We start from the raw sequence: 20,652 nt of genomic DNA on the forward strand, positions 1-20,652 counted from the left end.
GGGAATGGCCATCGAATTCCCGCTCTATCACCACAACGCACGGTCCCTGAAGCAGCGCATCCTGGCGTCCGCGCCGCGGCGGCTGAAGCGCGACGACGACAACCGCATCGTGGTGGCCGCGCTGCGTGACCTGACTTTCGGCATCGGCAATGGCGAGCGCGTGGCGCTGGTCGGGCCGAACGGCGCGGGCAAGACCACGCTGCTGCGCACCATCGCCGGCGTCTATGAACCGGTGGCCGGCAGCCTGCGCGTGGCCGGCGAGATCGGATCCCTGATCGACCCTGCCGCCGGCATGGACCCGCTGCTGACCGGGCGCGAGAACGTGGTGCTGCGCGCCCTGTATCGCGGCCTGACCGAGGCCACGGGCCGCGCGCTGGCCGACGAGGTGCAGGGTTTCGCGGGCCTGGGCGAATTCTTCGACGTGCCGATCCGCGGCTATTCGGCGGGGATGAACGTGCGCCTGTCCTTCGCCATGGCGACAGCGATGACGCCCGAGATCCTGCTGATGGACGAATGGTTCCTGGCCGGCGATGCCGAATTCATGGCGCGCGCGGACCAGCGCCTGTCCAAGCTGGTGACCGATGCCGAGATCTTGCTGATCGCGACGCACGACATGGGCATCGTGCGCAAGTGGTGCACGCGCGCCATCCGGCTCGAAGGCGGGCGCATCCTGGCCGATGGCCCGGTGGCCGAGGTGCTGGACGCCGCCGGGCTTTAGCGGCCCGGCGCCGCGCGGGACAGGCCGTCAGCGGGTCATGCTGGCGTGCCAGCGCAGCAGGCGCAGCCGGCCTTCCTGCATCAGCCGCAGGCGCAGCAGCCAGGCCTCCGCCTCGGCCACCAGGTCGGCGGCCTCGGGCGCCGCCGGGCGCGTGGGTTCGTCGCGCAACGCCACCATCAGCGCCTGCCAGCTCGACAGCACCGCATCGCGGTGGCGCCGCCCCAGATCCTCCACCACGTGGATATCGAAGCCTGCTCTCTGCAGGGCGGCGGGGAGGGCGACCTCGGCGGGCGGTTCGGGGCGGCCTTCGGCGGCCAGCCAGCGTGCCTCGGCCGCACCGGCCGGCATGCCGCGCGCCACCAGGTCCATCAGCACGAGCTGCCCGCCTGGCCTGAGCCCCGCCGCCGTGGCCGCCAACAGCCCGTCGGGCGAAATCCCGGCACGCAATGGTTCCAACAGCAGGGCGTGGTGGTGGAAGCGTGCGCGGAAGCCGGGCGCGGCGGGGTCCAGGGGTTCGGTCGTGACGCGCCGCCGCGCCGGGCGCGCGCCCGCCGGCGCGCCGGGTTCGAAGGCAGCGACGAAGCAGCCGCGCCCGCCTGCCACCACATCCCCCGCCGCGGCGGCGCCGTTGCCGGCGAGCAGCAGCGTGCTCTCGGGCGAAAGCGGCAGCAGGGCCGCGAGGCGCAGCACCTCCGGCGCGCCGCCGGGCAGAGCCATGCCCTCGCCCCAGAGCCGGTCTGCCCAGGCACGGCGATGGCAGGCACGCAAGGGCGGCGCCGAAGGTGCAACGGGCGGCTCCGGCTCCGTGGCGGGTAGCGTGGGGGGTGGCGCGGCACCCGGCGACGGCGGCGATGGCCGCACGCCCAGCAGGCGCGCGCCGGTGTCGATGGTGCGTCGGATCAGCCCGCCCTGCGGCGCCCAGGGCATGGCGCCCTGGTCGCGCCCGGCGCCGTGGCGGGACAGCATGTGCAACCCTCCTCCGCCGGACAGAAAAGCGGGGGAAGGGTGAAGGAACCGTGTGCCGGCGCCGCGCGCCCGCGGCGGCCCGGTTCAGCGCGGCTGGCGCGGCGCGTGGGCCATCGCCGGCGTGACGCGCCGGGCATAGACGTCGGTCGTGGTGACCGGGTTGTTCATGTAGAATTCATCGCGCGGGAAGATGTCGGTGAGCGGAGCCTCTGTCCGGGGCGTGCCGGGTGTCCAGGCGATCGGCGGCGCGGCGAACAGGGATCCCCAGTCGCTGAAGCCCGGATTTCCGCGGCGCAGGTGCTCGGCCGTGGCGGGCGCCGCCAGCGCGGCGGTCAGTCGCTCGGCATCGTAGGGGATGGGGTCGTTCGACCCGATCAAGACCGCGACAGGCATCAGCAGCAGCGTATGGGGGAAGACCGAGGCGAAGGTCTCGGCCGCGCGCTGCGACGGCGCCCATTGCACGTAGATGCCGCCGGGGGCCAGGCGCTCGCGCACCTGCTCGAGGAATTCGGCGCTGTAGAGCAGCCCGGAATGGGACGCCTCGGGCAGGATGGCGTCGGCCTCGATGATGTCGTAGCGGCGGTCTTCCTTGGCGAGCGTGCGGCGGCCGTCGCCGTATTCCAGGCGCCAGCGCGGGTCGCGGAACATCTGCGCCATCGGGCTGCCGGGGTGCCGCCGGCCCACTTCCTCGAGCGCGGTCAGCACCGGCGCGACCAGTTCGATCGCGCGCACCTGGCTTTCCGGGCGCACGCCGGCGGCCCAGGGCGTGCCGCCCGAGCCGACGCCGATCACCAGCACGTCGCGCGGGTTCGGGTGGATCAGCGGGCCGACCGCGCCGAGGAACTGGTGGATCGGTAGGAAGGGAATGCGCCCCTGGCTGAAGCCCTGGATGAAGAAGGGGCCGTCGGCGCGCTGGTCGCCTGCGCGTTCGTCGCGGAAATAGGCCACGCCCGAACGGTCCTCGGCCCAGGCGGCGACCTGGCCGGAGCGTTCGTGGTGGATCCGCGTCCAGAAGGCGGCATTGCCCGGCACCACGAAGAACAGCACGGCACAGGCGACCGCGAGGCCTGCTTCCACCGGCCGCTTCGCCATGCCCGCGCGCCACAGCCAGAAGCCGACCAGCAGCAGCGAGAGCACCGCCAGCAGCTTCAGCGTGCCCGCCGTGCCGAGCACATGGAATGTCACCAGCCCGGTCAGGATCGACCCCGCCGCATTGCCCGCGATATTGGCCAGCTGCACCCAGCCGACACGCGCGCCCACGCTGGACAGGTCCCTCTGCACCGCGCGCTGCACGAAGGGGAATGTCATGCCGATCAGGAACGACGGCGGTGCGACGACCAGCGCGGTCAGCCCGATCGCGACCAGCAACGGCTCGCCACGCATGCGGTTGTGGTCGACCGACAGCCAGTCCGCCAGCGGCCACAGCGGCAGCGCGTACCACAGCGCCAGCAGCAGCACGGTGGCCAGCACGAAGCCGGCCGATTGCGTGATGAAGAAGGCCGGGCGCGGGTCCTCGATCCGCCGCAGCATGCGCGAGGCCAGCGCCATGCCCGCCCCGTCCGCCAGCAGGAAGATGCCGAGCACGGTGGGGAACAGGTAGGCGTGGTACTGCCCGACCTGGCCCATCATGCGGACCCAGACGATCTCGAGCGCGACGATCACGTAGCCCGACAGGAAGACCAGCAGGCACCACAGCGGCAAGCTGCCGTAGCGGGCGTCATCGGCGGTATCGCGGGCGGAGGCGACCGGCGCGGGCGCTTCGCGCAACTGCCGCAGCAGCGTGACCGACAGCGCCGCGGCGAAGAATTCGAGGCCCGCCGCCAGCCACAGCGCGCCCACGAAGCCCAGGTGCCCGACCAGCAGCCAGCCGCCAAGCAGCGCGCCCAGCCCGGCACCCAGGGTGTTCAGCCCGTACAACGTGCCGATGCGCTCGGCGATGTTCTCGCGCGAGGTCGCGACCGCGCGCGCCAGCAGCGGCAGGGAGGCGCCCATCAGCGTGGTTGGCAGAACCAGCCCGGCGAAGCACAGCGCGAAGATCGCCGGCGCTGCATCGACCACCCCGGCCATGTCGGTGGCGAGCCAGTCGTACAGGAAGACCTTGGACAGCAGGGCGAAGATCCCGACGCCGATCTCCGCCAGCGCGAAACCGGCCAGCGCCCGGGCGGGGCTCAGCCGGTCGGCCACCTTGGCGCCGATGATCGACCCGAGGCCGAGCCCCGCCAGGAAGGCGCCCACCACCAGCGCAGCGGAAATCGTGTCCGAGCCCGCGAAGATGCCCAGCATGCGCTGCCACACGATCTGGCAGAGCAGCGCAGCGAAGCCCGTCGCGAAGAAGGCAACCGCGAGACGCGACATCATCGCGATGTCCCCCTGAAAACCTGGCGCCGCCCCCCTGGCTGGCCGTTCACTATTCTGAGAAGCATGGCGGCCGAATTGCGGCAAGGTCATCTGGCAGGCGGTTCAGCCCCGGAATACGCGCCGCGCCGCCAGCAGCAGCACCCCCACGCCCCAGCCGAAGGCGCCGTTGATCAGCAGGCTGCGCCACCAGCGCCCGGGGTCGAGGCCACCCAGCAGCGGCTGCCCGCGCAGCGCCGCCACCACCGTGAAGCCGACCAGCGAGCAGCACACCCCCATCACCAGCCCCGCCAGCATCGGTGGCCAGCGGCGCCCGCTCGACGCCAGGAACAGCCCGAGCCCGCTGCCCCAGACCCCGCCCCAGAATGCGATCGAGACCAGTTGCGGCACGCCGAGCGGCGGCACCGCGTGCAGGCGGAAGGGCGCGTTCGGTACCAGGCCCGCGGCGTGCAGCAGCGCCACCGTGCCCTGGTGGAACAGCAATACGGACAGTACGCCTGCGGCGAAGCCGACCAGCGCGGGGCGCAGCAGGGTCACGGCCAGGCACCCCTTCGTTCCATGCGCAGGCAGGATGCGGGAGGCGCGGCCCCACGGCAACACCGGCCCCCGGCGTGACCTTGCCGACGCGCGCGGTCCCGCGCAGGGTGCGCCGTCCATCAATCTGCGGGAGAGACGCGGTGAACGGTGCCGAGAGCCTTGTGCATACACTTCTGGGATGCGGCGTGGAGGTCTGCTTCGCCAATCCGGGCACGAGCGAGATGCATTTCGTCGCAGCACTCGACCGCATCCCCGGCATGCGCTGCGTGCTCGGCCTGCAGGAGAATGTCGTCACGGGCATGGCCGACGGCTACTGGCGCATGCAGGGCAAGCCGGCCGCCACGCTGCTGCATTGCGGCCCCGGCCTGGCGAATGGGCTGTCCAACCTGCACAATGCGCGGCGCGCACGGTCGGGCATCGTGAACTGCGTGGGCGACCAGGCGACCTACCACCGGCCCTTCGACGCGCCGCTGACGGCGGATACGGAAGGCTGGGCGCGCGGCGTGTCGCATTGGCTGCGCACCTCGACCAAGGCGGAGAATGTCGGCGCGGATGCCGCGGCCGCGGTGCAGGCCGCCCGCACATCGCCGGGGCAGATCGCGACGCTCGTGTTGCCGTCGGACACGTGCTGGGACGATGGTGGCGTGGTGGCCCCGCCGCTGCCCGTGCCGGTGCCGCAGGCGGCCGACCCGCTGGCGGTGCGCAACGCCGCACGCATCCTGCGCGAGAAGAAGAACGTGCTGATCCTGCTGGGCGGGACGGCGCTGCGCGAAGGCGCGCAGGCGCTGGCCTGGCGCGTCTCGAAGGCCACCGGTGCGAAGCTGCTGGCGGAAGGGTCGAACGGACGCGTGCAGCGCGGCCAGGGGCGCCTGCCGCTCGAGCGCGTGCCCTATCCGGCCGACGTCGCGATCAAGGCGCTGGAGTGGGTCGAGCACATCATCCTGGTGAATTCCCGCGGGCCGGTCGGCTTCTTCGCCTATCCGGGCAAGCCATCGCTGCATTATCCCGCGACGGCGGAAGTGCATGTGCTGACGCGCTACGAACAGGATCCCGAGGCGGCGCTCGGCGCGCTGTGCGACGAACTGGGCGCGCAGGCCGTCGCAATGCCGGATGTCGGCAAGCGCCCGGAAGCCGCACGTGGTGCACCGACGCCCGAGGGCCTGGCGCGCACCGTGGCGGCGCTGATGCCCGAGGAGGCGATCATCGCCGACGAGAGTGTCTCCTTCGGGCGCGGCTTCTACAGCGAGACCTTCGCGGCGCCGAAGCACGACTGGCTGCACATCACGGGTGGTGCGATCGGCTGCGGCCTGCCGCTGGCCACGGGTGCGGCGATCGGCGGCGGCGGCCGGCGCGTGATCAACCTTCAGGCCGATGGCAGCGCGATGTACACGGTGCAGGCGCTGTGGACCCAGGCGCGCGAGAAGCTGCCGGTCACCACCGTCATCCTGTCCAACCGCAAGTACCAGATCCTGCTCGGCGAATATCAGAACGTCGGCGCCAATCCGGGGCCGACGGCGATGAACATGCTGGACCTGGGCAACCCCGACATCGGCTGGGTGAAGATGGCCGAGGCGATGGGCGTGGCGGCGGCGCAGGCGACGACGCTGGATCAGGTGGGCGACCTGATGGCGCAGTCGTTTGCGCAGCCCGGACCCTTCCTCATTGAACTGGTGATCTGACCATGGACATGCAGCTTCACGGCAAGCGCGTGCTGGTGACCGGCGGCTCGAAGGGCATCGGCCTCGCCTGCGCCGAATCCTTCGCGGCGGAGGGCTGCGACGTGGTGCTCTCCGCGCGCGATCCCGCCGCCCTGGCGGCGGCGGCCGACAAGGTCCGCGCGCGCGCGCAGGTGCGCGTCGAGACCCATGCGGCGGACCTTTCGCAAGACGACGAACGCGAACGCCTGCACGCCGCCTTCCCCGACATCGACATCCTGGTGAACAACGCCGGTGCGATTCCCTCGGGCCGGCTGCAGGACATCCCGATGACGCGCTGGAAGCAGGCCTGGGATCTCAAGGTGCTGGGCTACATCCACATGTGCCAGCTGTATCTGCCCGCGATGGAAGCGCGGAAGGCGGGGGCCATCATCAACATCATCGGCATGGCCGGCCGCGCGCCGCGCGCGGGCTACATCGCCGGCGGCGCAGGCAATGCGGCGCTGATCGCCTTCACCTCCGCCATCGGCGCGGCTGCGCAGTCGTCCGGCGTGAAGGTGGTCGGCATCAACCCTGCCGTGACGAAGACCGACCGGATGCTGACCCAGGCGCGCGTGAACGCGAAGTTGAAGTTCGGCGACGAGGAACGCTGGGCTGAGACCCTCACCGGCCTGCCCTTTGGCCGCCCGATCGAGGCCGCCGAGATCGCCGACCTGGCGGTATTCCTGGCCTCGCCGCGCGGCCACTACGTCAATGGCACCGTGGTCGACGTGGATGGCGGCGGGATGTTCCGCGCCTGAAGCAATATCCGCTTGCGTTGAAGCACGCAGCGCTTCGCAAGCGGATGACATTGCCCGATCAAGAAGGACTGGAGCGTGTCCGCGTCAGCGGATCGCGCTCTAGTCACCGCCGCCAGGGGCTGCTGCGCCAGATATCGCCATAGGCGCGCGCCTGGTCCTCCACGAAGCGCGTCATGGTGGGCCGGTCCATGTGCCGCACGATCAGGAAGTCGCGCTCGGCGAGGGCGCGGAATTCGGGGTCGTTCGCGGTGCGGCGCACCGCTTCCTCCCAGCGCGCGAGGATCGGCGCGGGGGTCGCCACGGGCAGCGCGAAGCCGCGCGCCGATCCCACCAGCACATCCACGCCCTGCTCGACGCCCGTGGGCAGGTCCGGTGCCTTGTCCCAGCGATCGCGCTCCATGATCGCGACCACGCGCAGCGTGCCCTGGATATGCGCGCGCACGGTCAGGCTCACGGTCGAGATCGACCCCGCCACGTGCCCGCCCTGGACCAGCTGCATCGCCTGGCCGGCACCCTGCGTCGGCACCCAGGTGAAGCGCACGCCGGCGGCACGCTCGATCGCCATCAGCGCCAGGTGTGGCGCGCTGCCCACGCCCGCGCCGGCGATGTTGATCGCCTCGGGCTGTGCGCGCGCTGCCTCGACCAGGTCGCGCAGGCTGCGATAGGGCGTGTCGGTGCCGACGAAGACCGTATAGGGCTCGTCCGTCAGCAGCCCGACATAGGCGAAGCTGTCCACCCGGTAGCGCGGCGTGTTGTCGTACAGTGCGGTCACCAGGGCGGGAAACGACACCAGCGCGACGTGCCGCCCATCCGGCGCGGCTGCCGCGACGTCGTTCAACATCAGCATCCCGCCCGCGCCGGGCTTGTTCACGACGATGATCTGCGTGCCGCCGCCCAGATGCCGTTCGAGGAACGGCGCCGCCATGCGCGCGGCCAAGTCGATATTGCCGCCCGGCGCGAAGCCCACGTAGATCTGGATGGGCCGGTCCTGGGCCCGGGCAGCGAGGGCCGGCAGCGCGAGCGCCCCGCCGACCAGGATGCGACGCGTGGTCACCTGCGGTGTCTCCCGGGCCATTGCGGCAGCAACGGTGCCCCGCCCGCGGCGCGGTGCGCAAGCGGTCTTGCTGCGCGCCCCGCAAGTGGGCCGTGCTCCGCGTCCCCCCGCTCGTGCGGTCCGGCGCGTCCCGCGGAAGGCCGTTGCACCACGGTGCCGTTCCGCTAGGCTTTGGCCTTCATCGCGGAGCACGCCGAATGCTGCGATTCAGCAATTTCCTGTTTCCCGAAAGCCGCGACCCGGATCGCGATGCCGAGGTGATTGCCGATTGCGTGGCCGAGGCGAAGCTCTGCGACGAGCTTGGCGTCGAGGTCATCTGGCTGGCCGAACACCACTTCGACGGCAACTGCGCCTATGTCGACCCGGTCACCTTCGCCGCCGCGATCCTGGCGGCCACGAAGCGCATCAAGGTCGGCTTCGCGGTGGCGCAGGTCTCGCTGCACCACCCCATGCGCCTCGCGGAGCAGATGTCGCTGCTCGACAACCTGGGGAAGGGCCGCGTGATCGTCGGGCTCGGCCGCGGCACTGCCTACAACGTCTATGAATACCAGGGCTACGGCATCGACCACGCGGAAGCCGGCGAACGCTACGAGGAAGCCGAGGGCATCATGCTCAAGGCCTGGACCAGCCCGCAGGGGTTCCGGCACGAGGGCAAGCACTGGACGCTGAATGTCCCGCGCCTGCGGCCCACGCCCTACACGAAGCCGCACCCCTACCTGATTCGCGCCGCGTCGTCCGAGGATGGCGCGCTGCACCTGGCGCGCCGCGGCCTGCCCTTCCTGATGAACGTGCAGTCGCTCGAGACCACGGCAAAGCGCCTCGCGGCGTATCGCGCCACCATGGCGGAGGCCGGCTTCGGCGCGGCCCACATCGCGCGCTGCATGGATGAATCCTGGGTGTGGCGGAACGTGGTGGTGGCCGACACGGACGAGGAAGCGCGGCGCATCGGCGTCCCCGCCTTCGAGGCGATGCAGGAGCACCGCAAGAAGCTGCGCGAACGCATCTACGCCGAACAGGGCATCATCATGAAAAAGGAGACAGTGCCGCCGGCGCGCGTGAATCCCGACCTGGCGCTGATCGCCGGGTCGCCCGCGACCGTCGCCGCCCGCATGGCTGAGATCGAGCAGACCGGCGTGGGCGGCGTGATCTGTTCCTTCCGGCTCGGCCCCATGCCGGCGGAGGTCGCCGCGCGTTCGATCCGCCTGTTCATGGAAAACGTGGCGCCGCGCTTCACGACCGCCGCGGTGCCCGCCGCGGCGGAATAGGGCAGCTCCCGATCGGATGGCCTCAACCAATCGGGTGAAGAGTCACGCGCAGCGAAAGGCCGGAGGCCTTGCCGCGAGCCGGGGCGAGCGGACATCGCTCCGGCGCGCGGCGCGGCGGTCAGTCGACGCGCACGACCAGCTTGCCGAAGTTCTCGCCCTTGAGCAGGCCGATGAAGGCGCGCGGCGCATTCGCGAGGCCGTCCACCACATCCTCGCGCCAGCGCAGCTTCCCCGAACGGATCCAGCCCTCGGCCTCGGCGCGGAACGTGCCGTAGCGCGACCAGCCTGTATCGGAGACGATGAAGCCCTGGACGCGCAGCCGCTTGCGCACGATGGGGCCGAGGTTCGGGCCCGGTGGCGCGCCGGCGGCATCCGCGCCTGGGGCCTCGTTGTACTGCGCGATCATGCCGCACATCACCATGCGGCCGAAATCGCGCAGCCGCGGGAACACCGCCGCCTGCGTCTTGCCGCCGACATTCTCCCAATAGACGTCGATGCCTTCCGGCACCGCGGCATCGAGCTGCGCATCGAGGTCGCCGTGATGATCGAGGCAGGCATCGAAGCCGAGTTCCTTTACGACGAAGTCGCACTTCTTCGCGCCGCCGGCCACGCCGACCACCTTGGCCCCGCGGAGCTTCGCGATCTGCCCGACCACCTGGCCGACAGCACCCGACGCGGCCGAGACCACCACGGTCTCGCCGGCCTTGGGCTGGCCGATATCCTCGAGGCCCGTCCAGGCGGTCAGCCCGGGCATGCCCAGCACGCCGAGGCTGGCCGACAGCGGCGGATCAGTGGCCGGCACCTTGAACAGCCGTTCCGGCCCGACCACCGAGAAGCGCTGCCAGCCGAAGCCGCCCAGCACCGTGTCGCCCGGCGCGAAGCCCGCGTGGCGGGAGGCCACGACCTCGCCGGCCGTCTGTCCTTCCATCACCGCGCCGAGCGCCACCGGCTTCGCATAGGATTTCACATCCGCCATGCGCCCGCGCATGTAGGGGTCAAGCGAGAGGAAGCGGGCGCGCACCAGCACCTGGCCTTCGCCGGGTTCGGGGATCGGCGTCTCGACGATGTCGAAATCCTCGGGCACCGGCGCGCCCACGGGGCGGCGCTTGAGCAGGATCTGCAGGTTGGTCTCGGCCATGGTCATCCTCCGGTCGGCAGGGAGGATGCCATGCGCGACGCGTCGCGGCGAGGCGCGCGGGCTGATGCCGCGGCGAGGCGCGCGGGCGGATGCCGCGGCGAGGCGCGCGGGCACAGGTTGTGGATAGGCGCGCGGGCTGAGCCGGCATCCGGCCGCATGATGCCATCGAACCGGATGCACTGCCCGGGAACCTGCGCGAGCCGCTCGTGTCACACCCATCCGCGCCGCATCCGGGGCGGCGCGATGGCGGGCTCGGCTAGCGCCGTGCCTTGCCCTTGGCGATCTCGCGCTCGATCGACGACCGCTCGGTCGCGCCGGACCGGCGGATGATCTCGCGCACGATGGCGGGCGAGACACGGTGGCGCTTCGCCAGGTAGGCGATGTCGTCCTCGATGCTCGCCGCCGGCTTCGCGGCGGCGGCCTCGGCAGTGTCATGGTCGGCCATCGGGGGCTCCTGTGGCGCGGCGGGCGCATCGCGCCGCCACGGTCGTGATGATGATCGCCCCCTGCGGCGGCGGGTAGCGCCGGCTGCCCGGCGCTGCCCGTTCGGGGGTGTTACTTGCGCCGCGCCTTGCGGGCGGCGTAGCGGGCGTCGCGCAGCGCCTTCTGCTCGGCAGCCAGCGCCAGGGCGCGGGCCTTCTTCTCGGCGTCGAGGAGGGCGGCGCGTTCCTCGGCCTCCATGGCGGCGGCGGCGGCCTCGCGGGCGGCCTCGGCATCGCGCCGCGCCTGTTCTGCGGCCTCACGGGCCAGTTCGGCCTGGCGGGCAGCTTCGGCGATGGCGCGACGCTCCGCTTCCTCGGCTTCGGCCTTCAACTGCGCGGCGCGCTCGGCCTCGCGGGCCAGGCGGCGGGCCTCGCGGGCTTCGGCGACCGCGCGCTGGGCGGCCAGGCGTTCCTGCACCACGGGATCATCCGGGCGGGGCTGGGCGCGGAAGCGCTCCATCATCGCTTGGCGGGCCTTTTCCGCGGCTTCGCGGCGGGAATTGTGATCGTCGCGCTTCAGACCTTGCATCGTGTCTTTCTGCTGTCCTGTGTCGTGGGGGTGCCTGTGTCGCGCGGTCAGCCCAGGATGTCGAGGACGATCCTGCGAATTTCGGCGGCGGAGAGCCCGCCCGGCTCGGGGGCACCCTGGCTGGGCGCGGGGGTGGTCGGCGCCGTACGCGTCGTGCGCCGGGCGGCCTGGTCATGGATATTCATTGTGTCGTCTCGTTGATTCTTGGGTGGCGCAGCCCGCATTGGGGCAGCGCACGCCTGTCGGGGGATGGCGGCCTGGGCAGGCGGTTCAACCGCCCGCTGTGTCGGCCGGGGTGCCGGCCCGTCGGGGGCCGGCGGGCCCATGCGTCGCGCCCGGCCGATGGCCGGGGCATGCTGGGCCCGGTGGCGGATCGTGGCGGCGCCCGGGGGCGCCGCCCGGCCCGTTCAGGCGCGGCGGAGGTTGGTCGCCGAGGTCTTGCCCTGCTGACCCTTCTGCAGGTCAAACTCGAGCTTGTCGCCTTCCTGCGGCGTGCCGATCCCCGAACGCTCGACGTCGGAGATGTGCAGGAAGACGTCCTTGGAGCCGTCCTCGGGCTGGATGAAGCCGTAGCCCTTGGTCGCGTTGAACCACTTGATGGTGCCGGTCGTCATGGAGAAGTTCCGTATATGCGTGTTGCCGCCGCCGCACGGTACCGTGCGCCGGATCAATCTTCTGTAGGGAGCGGGCGGCGGGCTCGGGGCTCGTTCGAAGACGACCGGAGAGAGCGCAGCAGGACCAAACAAAGCTGACAGACGGCTATGTAAGCCATTGGGCCCGCGATTCCAAGGAATCATTTGTGACGCCCTGTCGGCATGCTGCGCGAAGGGCTGGATTCCGGGGCGCTTCGGCCGGTAAGTCACGACGACGCAGGCCAGGGGAGAGCGATGGAGCCGACGCCGTGCTGGACGCCAGGGCGCCTGATCGCGGCCCTCGAAGCCCGTGGCGACGCGCCCGCCATCGTGACGATGCAGGGCGATGCCGCCACCCCCTGGCCCGCCGCCGCGATCGCGGGGCAGGTGCGGCTGCTCGCCACCGGATTATGCGCCGCCGGCCTGGCGCCTGGCGAAGCGGTCGCGATCCATGCACCGAATTCACCGGACTGGATCGTGGTGCGCCTGGCGATCGCCGCCGCCGGTGCGCTGCCCATGGCGATCGATGACCTGACCGAGACCGCGGCCGCCGAGGCCATCATCGCCGGCGCCGGCTGCCGCTGGCTGTTCGCCTCGGCCGCGCATGCCGCTGAACTCCAGCGGCGCGACGGCCTTCGCGTGGTGCTGGTGGACCGCCCGGCCGATGCCGATGGCTGGCACGCGCTGCGCGCCGCCGCCCCCGGCCCGCTGCCCGATCCCGCCCCGGGCGATGCCGCGCTGATCGTCGCGACCTCGGGCACCACCGGCGCGCCCAAGCTGTTCACGCTGACGCATGCTAACCTGACCGCGAACCTGCAGGGCGTGCTGGCGCAGGGGCTGATCGGCGCCGGCGACCGCATGCTGGTGCCGCTGCCGCTGCACCACGTCTATCCCTTCCTTGTCGGGTTGATGACGCCGATCGCCGCGCGGGCGACCATCATCCTGCCCGAGGCGGTGACCGGCCCGCTGCTGGTGCAGGCGCTCAAGGGCGGGCGCGCGACCATCATGATCGGCGTGCCGCGGCTGTATGTCGCGCTGCTGGCGGGGTTGCAGGCGCGCATCGCCGCGCGCGGGCGGGCCGCGGCGCTGGTCTTCGCCGGGCTGCTGGAAGTGGCCACCGCCCTGCGCAAGGGTGGCATGGATGTCGGCCGGCGACTGTTCGGCACCCTGCATGCGCAGATGGCGCCGGAGCTGCGCCTGATGGTCTCGGGCGGTGCCAAGTTGGATGCGGAGAGCACCTGGATGCTCGAGGCGCTGGGCTGGCGCGTGGCCAGCGGCTACGGCCTGGCCGAGACCGCATCCCTGTTCACCGGCAATACGCCCGCCGCCCAGCGCGTGGGATCGGAAGGCCGGCCGATCGCCGCGGGCACGCAGGTGCGCATCGCGCAGCCCGATGCGCTCGGCATCGGCGAGATCGAATTGCGCGGCCCGAACGTCTTCGACGGCTATCGCGACAATCCCGAGGCCAATGCGGCCGCCTTCACCACCGATGGCTGGTTCCGCACCGGCGACCTGGGGCGCGTCGACACCGACGGCTTCCTGCACGTGACCGGCCGCAGCAAGGAACTGATCGTGCTGGGCGGCGGCAAGAACGTGATGCCGGAGGAGGTCGAGGCCGCCTACGCCGCCGATCCCGCGATCGGCGAGATCGCGGTGCTCGAGCGCGACGGCGCGCTGGTCGCGATCGTGCTGCCCGACGCGGCTGCGCTGCGCGGCGCCGGCGCTGCCAGGCCCGAGGACGTGCTGCGCGTGGCACTGACCGCCGCTGCCCAGGACCTGCCATCCTACCAGCGTCTGGCCGGCTACGTGCTGGCGCGCGAGGCGTTGCCGCGCACGCGCCTGGGCAAGATCCAGCGCTTCCGCCTGCCGGCGCTGTACGACGACCTGCTGGCCGGCCGCACCGCCGCCGCGCCGCAGCCCTTGAACGAATCGGATGCCGCGCTGGTGGCGATGCCGGGCGCCGCGGCGGTGTGGGAGATCCTGAAGGCGCGCTATCCCGGCAAGCCGGTCGCGCCCGATGCCAGCCCATCGCTCGACCTGGGCATCGACAGCTTGGAATGGCTCTCGCTCGCGATGGAGATCGAGGCCCGGACCGGGTTGCGCCTGACCGAGGACGAGATGGCGGAGATGACGACCATTCGCGCGCTGCTGCTACGCGCGAGCGATGGCGCTCCCGCACCCGCGCCGCGCGACCCCGCGCTGGCCGCGGCCGAGGTCGCCGCCGCCACCACGCCGCCCTCGCCGCTGGTGTTCCCGCTGCGCGTGGCCGGATGGGCGGCTGCGCGCGGCATCGGGCGGGCGATGTTCGACCTGCGCGCGACCGGCGCGGACTCCGTCCCGCGCAGTGGGCCCTTCGTCATCGTGGCGAACCATGTCAGCGACCTTGACCCCGGGCTGGTCGCGGCCGCGCTGCCCTTCGGCGTGGCGCGGCGTCTGTGGTGGTCGGGTGCGGCGGAGCGGCTGTTCGTGAACCGCGTCGCGCGCGGGTTCAGCCGCACCTTCCAGGTGTTTCCGGTAGAGGAACGCGCGCCGGCGCAGGCGATCGCGATGGCGCGGGCGGTGCTCGCACGCGAGGATGGTCTGGTGTGGTTTCCGGAATCCTGGCGCTCGCCCGATGGGCAGTTGCAGCGCTTTCTGCCCGGCATCGGCCTGGTTCTGGACGGCATGGACGACGTCACGGTGATCCCCGCGCATATCGCCGGCGCCTTCGAGGCGATGCCGCGCGATGCGCGCCTGCCGCGGCGGCACCCGGTGCGCGTGGCCTTCGGCGCGCCGGTGCGCGCGGCGGCGCTGAGAAGCGACGCACCAGATGCACGCCAGCGTGCGGAGGCGGTGGCGCAGGCGCTGCACGACCTTGTGGCGGAGGTTGCGCGGGGGCGCCCGCCGAACGGTTGAGGCTGTCGCGCAGGATGCGCGCCTGTCGACTGTCGCGCAGGATGCGCGCCTGTCGACTGTCGCGCGGGATGCGCGCTTCGCGACCGGCGCGCAGCCTGCGCGTCTGCGCCGCGCCCTGCATGTTGCATCGTGTCGCGCGCCATGCGGGCCCACGCCCGCGGCCGTGCCGCCACCGCCCCTGACGTGCGCGACGAAGTCGCGCTAGCCTCCCGGCCAACAACGACAATCACCGGAGGACCGCCATGCCCATCGCCCACGTCAGCGCCCGGCGCCGCGCCCTGCTGATCGGCAGCGGCGCGCTGCTGGCCGCGCCGCGCATCGCCAGCGCCAATTGGCCCGACCGGCCGATCCGCCTGGTGATCCCCTTCGGCGGCGGCGGGCAGACCGACATCGTCTCCCGCGTGACGGCCGAGGCGCTGGCACAGCGCCTCGGCCAGCCGGTGCTGCCCGACAACCGCCCGGGCGGGGCCGGCAACACCGCCGCCGAGGCGGTCGCGCGCGCACCGGCCGATGGCTACACCGTGCTGGTCGCGACGCTCGGCACCAACAGCGGGCTGAACGCGCTGCTGTATCGCAACCTCGGCTATGATTCCGCGCGGGATTTCACGCCGGTGGGCATGTTCTGCACCACCTCGAACCTGCTGATCGTGCACAACTCCGTCCCCGGGCGGAACTTCACCGAGGTGGTGGACTGGATCCGCGCCAATCCCGGCAAGTTCAACTTCGCCTCGGCCGGCGTGGGCGCCATCACGCACCTCATCATGGAGGATGTCGGCGCGCGGCTGAACCTTGACATGGTGCACGTGCCCTATCGCCAGACCACCAATGCCATGACCGACCTGATCGCGGGGCGGGTGCAGGCGCGCTGTCTCGGCCTGCCGGAAGGCGAGGCGCTGCGCCGCACCGAGAGTGTGCGCGCGGTGGCGGTCACCACGCCCGGCCCGCGTCCCGAATGGCCAGGCGTGCCACCCATGAGCGAGACAATCCCGGGGTTCGAGGCGTCGTCCTATTTCGGCCTGGCGGTGCCGGCGCGCACGCCGCCCGAGGTGATCGCGCGGCTGAATGCAGCCCTGCAGGACGCGCTGGCGGACGAACGCGTCCGCGCCGCCTATGCGCGCGTCGGCGCCGACCCGGCCGACCCGCAACCGCCGGAGGTCTTCGCCGCACGCGCAAGGCGGGAGGGCGAGCGCTGGGCCACGCTGATCCGCCGGCTGAACCTGGTCGCGGAATAGCCGCGCGCCGCTGGCTGGTGTATGGCGCGGCTCGGCCCGGCAGGGGCAACGCGGCAGCATGCGGCGCGTTGTCGTGCCGGGGCCTTGTCGGGAGCACGGGCGGATGGGCCGTCGCGTCAAGTGGATCATCGGCGTCGTGCTGGCGCTCCCGCTGCTGGCGGCGGCGGCGCTCATCGTGGCGCTGCCGCGGATCGACCTGGCGGCGATGGCGTCGGCGCGGGCCACGGCCTCGCTCGGGCGCAGCCTGACCATCGAGAGCCTGCGCGTCACGCCCGGGCGCAGCATCGCCATCGTCGTCCGCGGCGTGCGGCTGGACAACATCGAGGGCGGCAGCGCGCCGGCGATGATGGAACTCGCCACCGCCGAGGCGGAGATCGACCTGGCCGCCCTGCTGCGCGGCACCGTCCTGGTGCGGCGGCTGCATGCCGATGGCTTCACGCTGCTGCTGGAACGCGCCGCCGATCGTCGCGCCAACTGGCATTTCGGCCCGCGGCCCGCGACACCGCCGGCGCCCGAACCGCCGGCGCGCGACCTGCCCACGATCCTCGACTTCCGCATGACCGGCAGCGAGGTTGTTTTCCGTACCACCAGCGGTGCGCGGCTGACGACGCGGCTCGACACCGCGAGCTTCGGCGCCGCCGACGCCGCCGCGCCCGTGACGCTTCGGGCCGAGGGCAGCTACAACGCCGTGCCGGTGGTGCTGGAGGGTGGCCTCGGCAGCTTCGCGCAACTGCACGACGCGGCCACGCCCTTCCCCATGACCCTGCGCGCCACGGCGCGCGATACGGCGATGCTGTTCGAGGGCACCGGCACCGATCCGCTGAACTTCGATGGGCTGGATGGCAGGCTGACCCTCGCGGCCTCCAACCCGCATGCGATCCTGGCGATGGCGGGGGCCGGCGCGAATGCCGGCCCGGATGTGCCGGTGGACCTGGCGGGCCATTTCACGCGCCAGGGCGATCTGTGGCGGCTGCGCGATGCGACGGGCACGCTGGATGGCAGTGACGTCAGGGCGGCGCTGCTGGAACTCGCCGAGGGCAGTGCCGGCAGCCCCGATCGCATCGTCGCACGGGTGCATGTCGCGAGCCTTGACGTGAACCGCTTGCTCGGCCCGGATGACGGCGCGCAGGGCCGCGGCGATGCCGATATCCCGCTGGTGGTGCCGCAGCGGCCCGACCCGCTGTTCGACATCGAGGCCTCGACGCGCGAGCTGACCTATGCGCGGCTGCGCGGCACAGATGCGCATGCACGGCTCGAGGTCGCGCCCGGCCGCATGACGCTGCACGAGGCGCGCGTGACCGCCTTCGGCGCGCGCATGGCGGGATCGGCGGAATTGCTGCCGGCACCGCGCGGCGCGCGCGTGCGCGCGGACATCACGTTGCGCGAGGGCGACATCGACACGCTGCGCCGCGCCTTCGGCCTGCGCGCGCTGCCTGTGGCAGGGCGGATCTCCGCCGACATCGTGGCGGGCGGCGAGGCCGCGAGCGTGAACGCCGTGACGCGCGAGGCGCGCATCTCCGCCGTCGTCTCCATGACCGGCGGCACCATCGCGCGCGAGGTGATCGAGATGGCGTCCACCGACGTACGGGCGCTGTTCCGCACCTCCCAGGGCACCACGCCGATCAGCTGCCTGCTGGCGGCGGTGGACATCAATGCCGGCGCCGGGCGGGCAGCCCCGCTACGCATCCGTGCAGGCACCGGCACGATCAGCGGGCTGGCGACCTTCGACCTGAATCGGCAGACGCTCGACCTCATCATTGGCAGCCAATCCGACACGACGGATTTCTTCGCCCTCGACATCCCGGTGCAGGTGCGCGGGTCCTTCGACAATCCGTCGATCGCGCCGGCGGACTGGTCGCGCGCGGCGCGCGAACGCATGGCGCGCAACGAGATGGCACCGCTGCCGGCCAACCTGCGCACCATCGCGCAGCGCAACCCCTGCTATCGCGGCCAGGGCCCGGGGCGCTGACGGTCCATGCTGTTCAACTCCCAGGCGCTGATTCTCGGCCTGCTGCCGGTCGCCCTGCTGGGGTGGTATCTCGCGCCCACGCGCCTGGCGCGACAGGTGTGGGTGATCCTGGCATCGCTGGTGTTCTACGCCTTCTGGGACCTGCGCTTCGTGCCGGTGCTGGTCGGCCTCACGCTGATCAACTGGCTGCTGGCGCGCGCGCATGCGGGCAACCCGCGCGGCTGGTGGGCTGACGCCGGGATCGTGCTGAACCTTGGCGTGCTGGCCTGGGTGAAATACGCCAACTTCATCGCCGACAACGTCGCCTGGATCCTGGGCGGGCGGCACGATGCCTGGAGCATCATCCTGCCGCTCGGCGTGTCCTTCTACGTGTTCCAGAAGGTGTCCTACCTGGTCGACCTCAAGCGCGGCCAGGCCAAGACGTACAACCTGTCGGACTTCTTCCTGTTCGTCTGCTTCTTCCCGCAGTTGGTGGCCGGGCCGCTGGTGCGCCACAACGAGGTGATCTGGCAATTCGCGCTCGACCCGCGCCGGCCCGAGATGGCCGAGAACCTGGCACGCGGCTTCGTGCTGTTCACCATCGGCGTGGTGAAGAAGGTCGCGATCGCGGACACGCTCGCCCCCGTGGCCGATGCCGCCTTTGGCCGTGCGGCGGCTGGGCAGGCGCTGGCGGCCTCCGACGCCTGGCTCGGTACGCTGGCATATACGCTGCAGATCTATTTCGACTTCTCGGGCTATTCCGACATGGCGCTGGGCCTCGCGCTGATGTTCGGGCTGCGGCTGCCGGTGAACTTCGATGCGCCGTATCGCGCGGCGTCGATCCGCGAGTTCTGGCGTCGCTGGCACATGACGCTGTCGCGCTTCCTGCGCGACTACCTCTACATTCCGCTGGGCGGCAACCGGGCCGGGGCGGCGCACCAGGCGGTCAACGTCGTTGTCACCATGCTGCTCGCCGGGCTGTGGCACGGCGCAGCCTGGACCTTCGTGGTTTGGGGCGGGCTGCATGGCGCCGCACTCGCCATCAACAGCGCCTGGAACCGCGCTGGGCTGCGCCTGCCCTGGGTGGCGGGCTGGCTGCTGACGCTGCTGTTCGTCATGGCGGGCTGGGTGCTGTTCCGCGCGCCGGACTTCCCCTCCGCCGCGCGCATGTTCGAAGCGCTGGCGGGCCTGCCGCTGGTGCGCGGGGCGGTGGTGATGGACACGACGCAGACTGTCGCGATGGTTGCGGGATGCATCGCCGCCGTCCTCGGGCCGACATCGCAGGTGGCCGCGCTGGAGCGGCTGCGGCCGGTGCCGGTGGTCGGCGCGGCGGTGGGCGTGGTCCTGTTCCTGATGCTGCTGCTGATCGGCGGTCGGATCCCGAATGAGTTCATCTACTTCCAGTTCTGAAGACCCGGCGCGCTGGGCGCGCTTCGTGCGGCGGCTGCTCGGCACCGCCGCGACGCTGGTCGTGGTCGTCTATGCCTTCATTGCGCTGGTCGACCCCTGGGGCATGCTGCCGCTGAGGCTGCCGCTGCCGCGCGAGACGGTCACCACCAACCAGCGCTTTTCCTACCCGATGCTGGCGCGCGACCCGCGCTTCGATTCGGTGGTCATCGGCACGTCATCTGCACGGCTGCTGCGCCCGCCGGAACTGGACCAAGCCTTCGGCGGGCGCTTCGCCAACCTGTCCATGAACAGCGGCACGGCGTGGGAACAGTCGCAGATCCTCGCACTGTTCACGCGCTCGCACCCCGCGCCGCGCACCGTGCTGGTGGGACTCGACATGGTGTGGTGCGAGAGCGGCCCGCTGCGCCGCCTGACGCCACGGCCCTTTCCGGACTGGATGTATGGGGCGAACCTCTGGCGTGGCTACGCCGAGATCCTGAACCCCTTCGCCGCCGAGGAAGCCGGCAAGCAGGCGCTGGCCATGCTGGGCCTGGCGCGCCCGCGCTACGGGCGCGACGGCTGGGCGGATTTCCTGCCCGATGATGCGCGCTACGACGCGCCGCGCGCCGCCGCCGGGCTGGTGCCGCCGCCATCCGAGCCCGCGCCTGCCGGCACGCCGGTCTTCGACTTCCCGCAGCATGCGCTGTTGGCCGAACGCCTGGCCGCGTTGCCGCCTTCGACGCGCGTGCTGCTGTTCCTGGTGCCCTACCATGTCTCGCTGCAGCCGCAGCCCGGCACGCTCGAGGAACGGCGCTGGGCCGCCTGCCGGCGCGACATCGCGGCTATCGCCCGTGCGCGGCCCGGCACCATCCTGGCCGACTTCATGTTCCCGAGCAGCATCACGCGCGAGGGCACCAACTACTGGGACCCGCAGCACTACCGCATCGGCATCGCCGACCGCCTGGTGCGCGACCTGGCGGAAGCGGCGGCGGGCCGCGACACGCCGGACCTGCGGATCATCGTCCCGCCCGCCCGTTGATCCCGCGGCCGGCGCGGC

General features: G+C 71.8%; 18 protein-coding genes. 9 read left to right on the forward strand and 9 right to left on the reverse strand.

The genetic code is table 11. The annotated features are described in order from the left end of the window. Nucleotides 1-4 precede the first annotated feature (4 nt). Entirely contained in the window at nucleotides 5-718 is a 714-nt protein-coding gene (locus MWM08_RS03695; RefSeq protein ID WP_341482853.1) for an ABC transporter ATP-binding protein, read from the forward strand. Between the two features lie 27 nt (nucleotides 719-745). Here MWM08_RS03695 and MWM08_RS03700 read toward each other — a convergent pair whose 3' ends face one another. The 3 genes from MWM08_RS03700 to MWM08_RS03710 all read right to left on the reverse strand — a co-directional run bounded on the left by MWM08_RS03700 (nucleotide 746) and on the right by MWM08_RS03710 (nucleotide 4,576). Continuing rightward, entirely contained in the window at nucleotides 746-1,684 is a 939-nt protein-coding gene (locus tag MWM08_RS03700; RefSeq protein WP_244458127.1) for a hypothetical protein, read from the reverse strand. 84 nt (nucleotides 1,685-1,768) lie between these two features. Beyond that, complete coding sequence (locus MWM08_RS03705; RefSeq protein ID WP_244458128.1) at nucleotides 1,769-4,042, reverse strand: fused MFS/spermidine synthase; 2,274 nt, start codon at nucleotides 4,040-4,042, stop codon at nucleotides 1,769-1,771. Nucleotides 4,043-4,144: 102 nt separating this feature from the next. After that, nucleotides 4,145-4,576, reverse strand: a complete 432-nt coding sequence (locus tag MWM08_RS03710; RefSeq protein WP_244458129.1) for a hypothetical protein — start codon at nucleotides 4,574-4,576, stop codon at nucleotides 4,145-4,147. Nucleotides 4,577-4,716: 140 nt separating this feature from the next. On the opposite strand from MWM08_RS03710, the gene MWM08_RS03715 reads away from it, so the two are divergent. Then, nucleotides 4,717-6,255, forward strand: coding sequence for an acetolactate synthase large subunit (locus MWM08_RS03715; protein ID WP_244458130.1), 1,539 nt, complete (start codon nucleotides 4,717-4,719; stop codon nucleotides 6,253-6,255). Nucleotides 6,256-6,257: 2 nt separating this feature from the next. Next, on the forward strand, nucleotides 6,258-7,031 hold the full coding sequence (locus MWM08_RS03720) for a short-chain dehydrogenase/reductase (RefSeq protein ID WP_244458131.1): 774 nt from the start codon (nucleotides 6,258-6,260) through the stop codon (nucleotides 7,029-7,031). A gap of 103 nt (nucleotides 7,032-7,134) precedes the next feature. Here MWM08_RS03720 and MWM08_RS03725 read toward each other — a convergent pair whose 3' ends face one another. Beyond that, nucleotides 7,135-8,085, reverse strand: a complete 951-nt coding sequence (locus MWM08_RS03725) for a tripartite tricarboxylate transporter substrate binding protein (RefSeq protein WP_244458132.1) — start codon at nucleotides 8,083-8,085, stop codon at nucleotides 7,135-7,137. Between the two features lie 197 nt (nucleotides 8,086-8,282). Here MWM08_RS03725 and MWM08_RS03730 point away from each other — a divergent pair, with 197 nt between their 5' ends. Next, entirely contained in the window at nucleotides 8,283-9,350 is a 1,068-nt protein-coding gene (locus MWM08_RS03730; protein WP_244458133.1) for an LLM class flavin-dependent oxidoreductase, read from the forward strand. 118 nt (nucleotides 9,351-9,468) lie between these two features. Here the strand turns inward: MWM08_RS03730 and MWM08_RS03735 are convergent, their stop codons facing one another. From MWM08_RS03735 to MWM08_RS03755, 5 genes are all read right to left on the reverse strand, one after another. Further along, the gene (locus MWM08_RS03735) at nucleotides 9,469-10,488 is read right to left on the reverse strand and encodes an NADP-dependent oxidoreductase (RefSeq protein WP_244458134.1); all 1,020 of its coding nucleotides are present in this window, start codon (nucleotides 10,486-10,488) and stop codon (nucleotides 9,469-9,471) included. A 256-nt stretch (nucleotides 10,489-10,744) separates the two neighbouring features. Further along, nucleotides 10,745-10,933: a hypothetical protein gene (locus tag MWM08_RS03740; RefSeq protein WP_244458135.1), complete on the reverse strand. Its 189-nt coding sequence runs from the start codon at nucleotides 10,931-10,933 to the stop codon at nucleotides 10,745-10,747. Between the two features lie 110 nt (nucleotides 10,934-11,043). Beyond that, nucleotides 11,044-11,499 carry a DUF6481 family protein gene (locus tag MWM08_RS03745; protein ID WP_244458136.1) on the reverse strand — a complete coding sequence of 152 codons (456 nt, stop codon included), beginning with the start codon at nucleotides 11,497-11,499 and terminating at the stop codon, nucleotides 11,044-11,046. 47 nt (nucleotides 11,500-11,546) lie between these two features. Next, on the reverse strand, nucleotides 11,547-11,684 hold the full coding sequence (locus MWM08_RS03750; protein WP_244458137.1) for a hypothetical protein: 138 nt from the start codon (nucleotides 11,682-11,684) through the stop codon (nucleotides 11,547-11,549). 222 nt (nucleotides 11,685-11,906) lie between these two features. Further along, complete coding sequence (locus MWM08_RS03755) at nucleotides 11,907-12,113, reverse strand: cold-shock protein (RefSeq protein ID WP_244458138.1); 207 nt, start codon at nucleotides 12,111-12,113, stop codon at nucleotides 11,907-11,909. A 273-nt stretch (nucleotides 12,114-12,386) separates the two neighbouring features. Here MWM08_RS03755 and MWM08_RS03760 point away from each other — a divergent pair, with 273 nt between their 5' ends. From MWM08_RS03760 to MWM08_RS03780, 5 genes are all read left to right on the forward strand, one after another. Then, nucleotides 12,387-15,026, forward strand: coding sequence for an AMP-binding protein (locus MWM08_RS03760; protein WP_244458139.1), 2,640 nt, complete (start codon nucleotides 12,387-12,389; stop codon nucleotides 15,024-15,026). A gap of 242 nt (nucleotides 15,027-15,268) precedes the next feature. Then, nucleotides 15,269-16,258 carry a Bug family tripartite tricarboxylate transporter substrate binding protein gene (locus MWM08_RS03765; protein ID WP_244458140.1) on the forward strand — a complete coding sequence of 330 codons (990 nt, stop codon included), beginning with the start codon at nucleotides 15,269-15,271 and terminating at the stop codon, nucleotides 16,256-16,258. A gap of 103 nt (nucleotides 16,259-16,361) precedes the next feature. Then, complete coding sequence (locus tag MWM08_RS03770) at nucleotides 16,362-18,227, forward strand: AsmA family protein (protein WP_244458141.1); 1,866 nt, start codon at nucleotides 16,362-16,364, stop codon at nucleotides 18,225-18,227. Between the two features lie 6 nt (nucleotides 18,228-18,233). After that, nucleotides 18,234-19,616 (forward strand): MBOAT family O-acyltransferase, encoded by a 1,383-nt coding sequence (locus MWM08_RS03775; RefSeq protein WP_244458142.1) that lies wholly within the window; start codon nucleotides 18,234-18,236, stop codon nucleotides 19,614-19,616. Continuing rightward, a complete protein-coding gene (locus MWM08_RS03780) occupies nucleotides 19,591-20,634 on the forward strand; it encodes a hypothetical protein (RefSeq protein ID WP_244458143.1) in 1,044 nt (347 codons plus the stop codon). The genes MWM08_RS03775 and MWM08_RS03780 overlap by 26 nt, the downstream gene beginning before the upstream one ends. The last annotated feature ends 18 nt before the right edge of the window (nucleotides 20,635-20,652 follow it).

Origin of the sequence: Roseomonas fluvialis (assembly GCF_022846615.1) — a bacterium.
Classification (GTDB): Bacteria; Pseudomonadota; Alphaproteobacteria; order Acetobacterales; family Acetobacteraceae; genus Neoroseomonas; species Neoroseomonas fluvialis.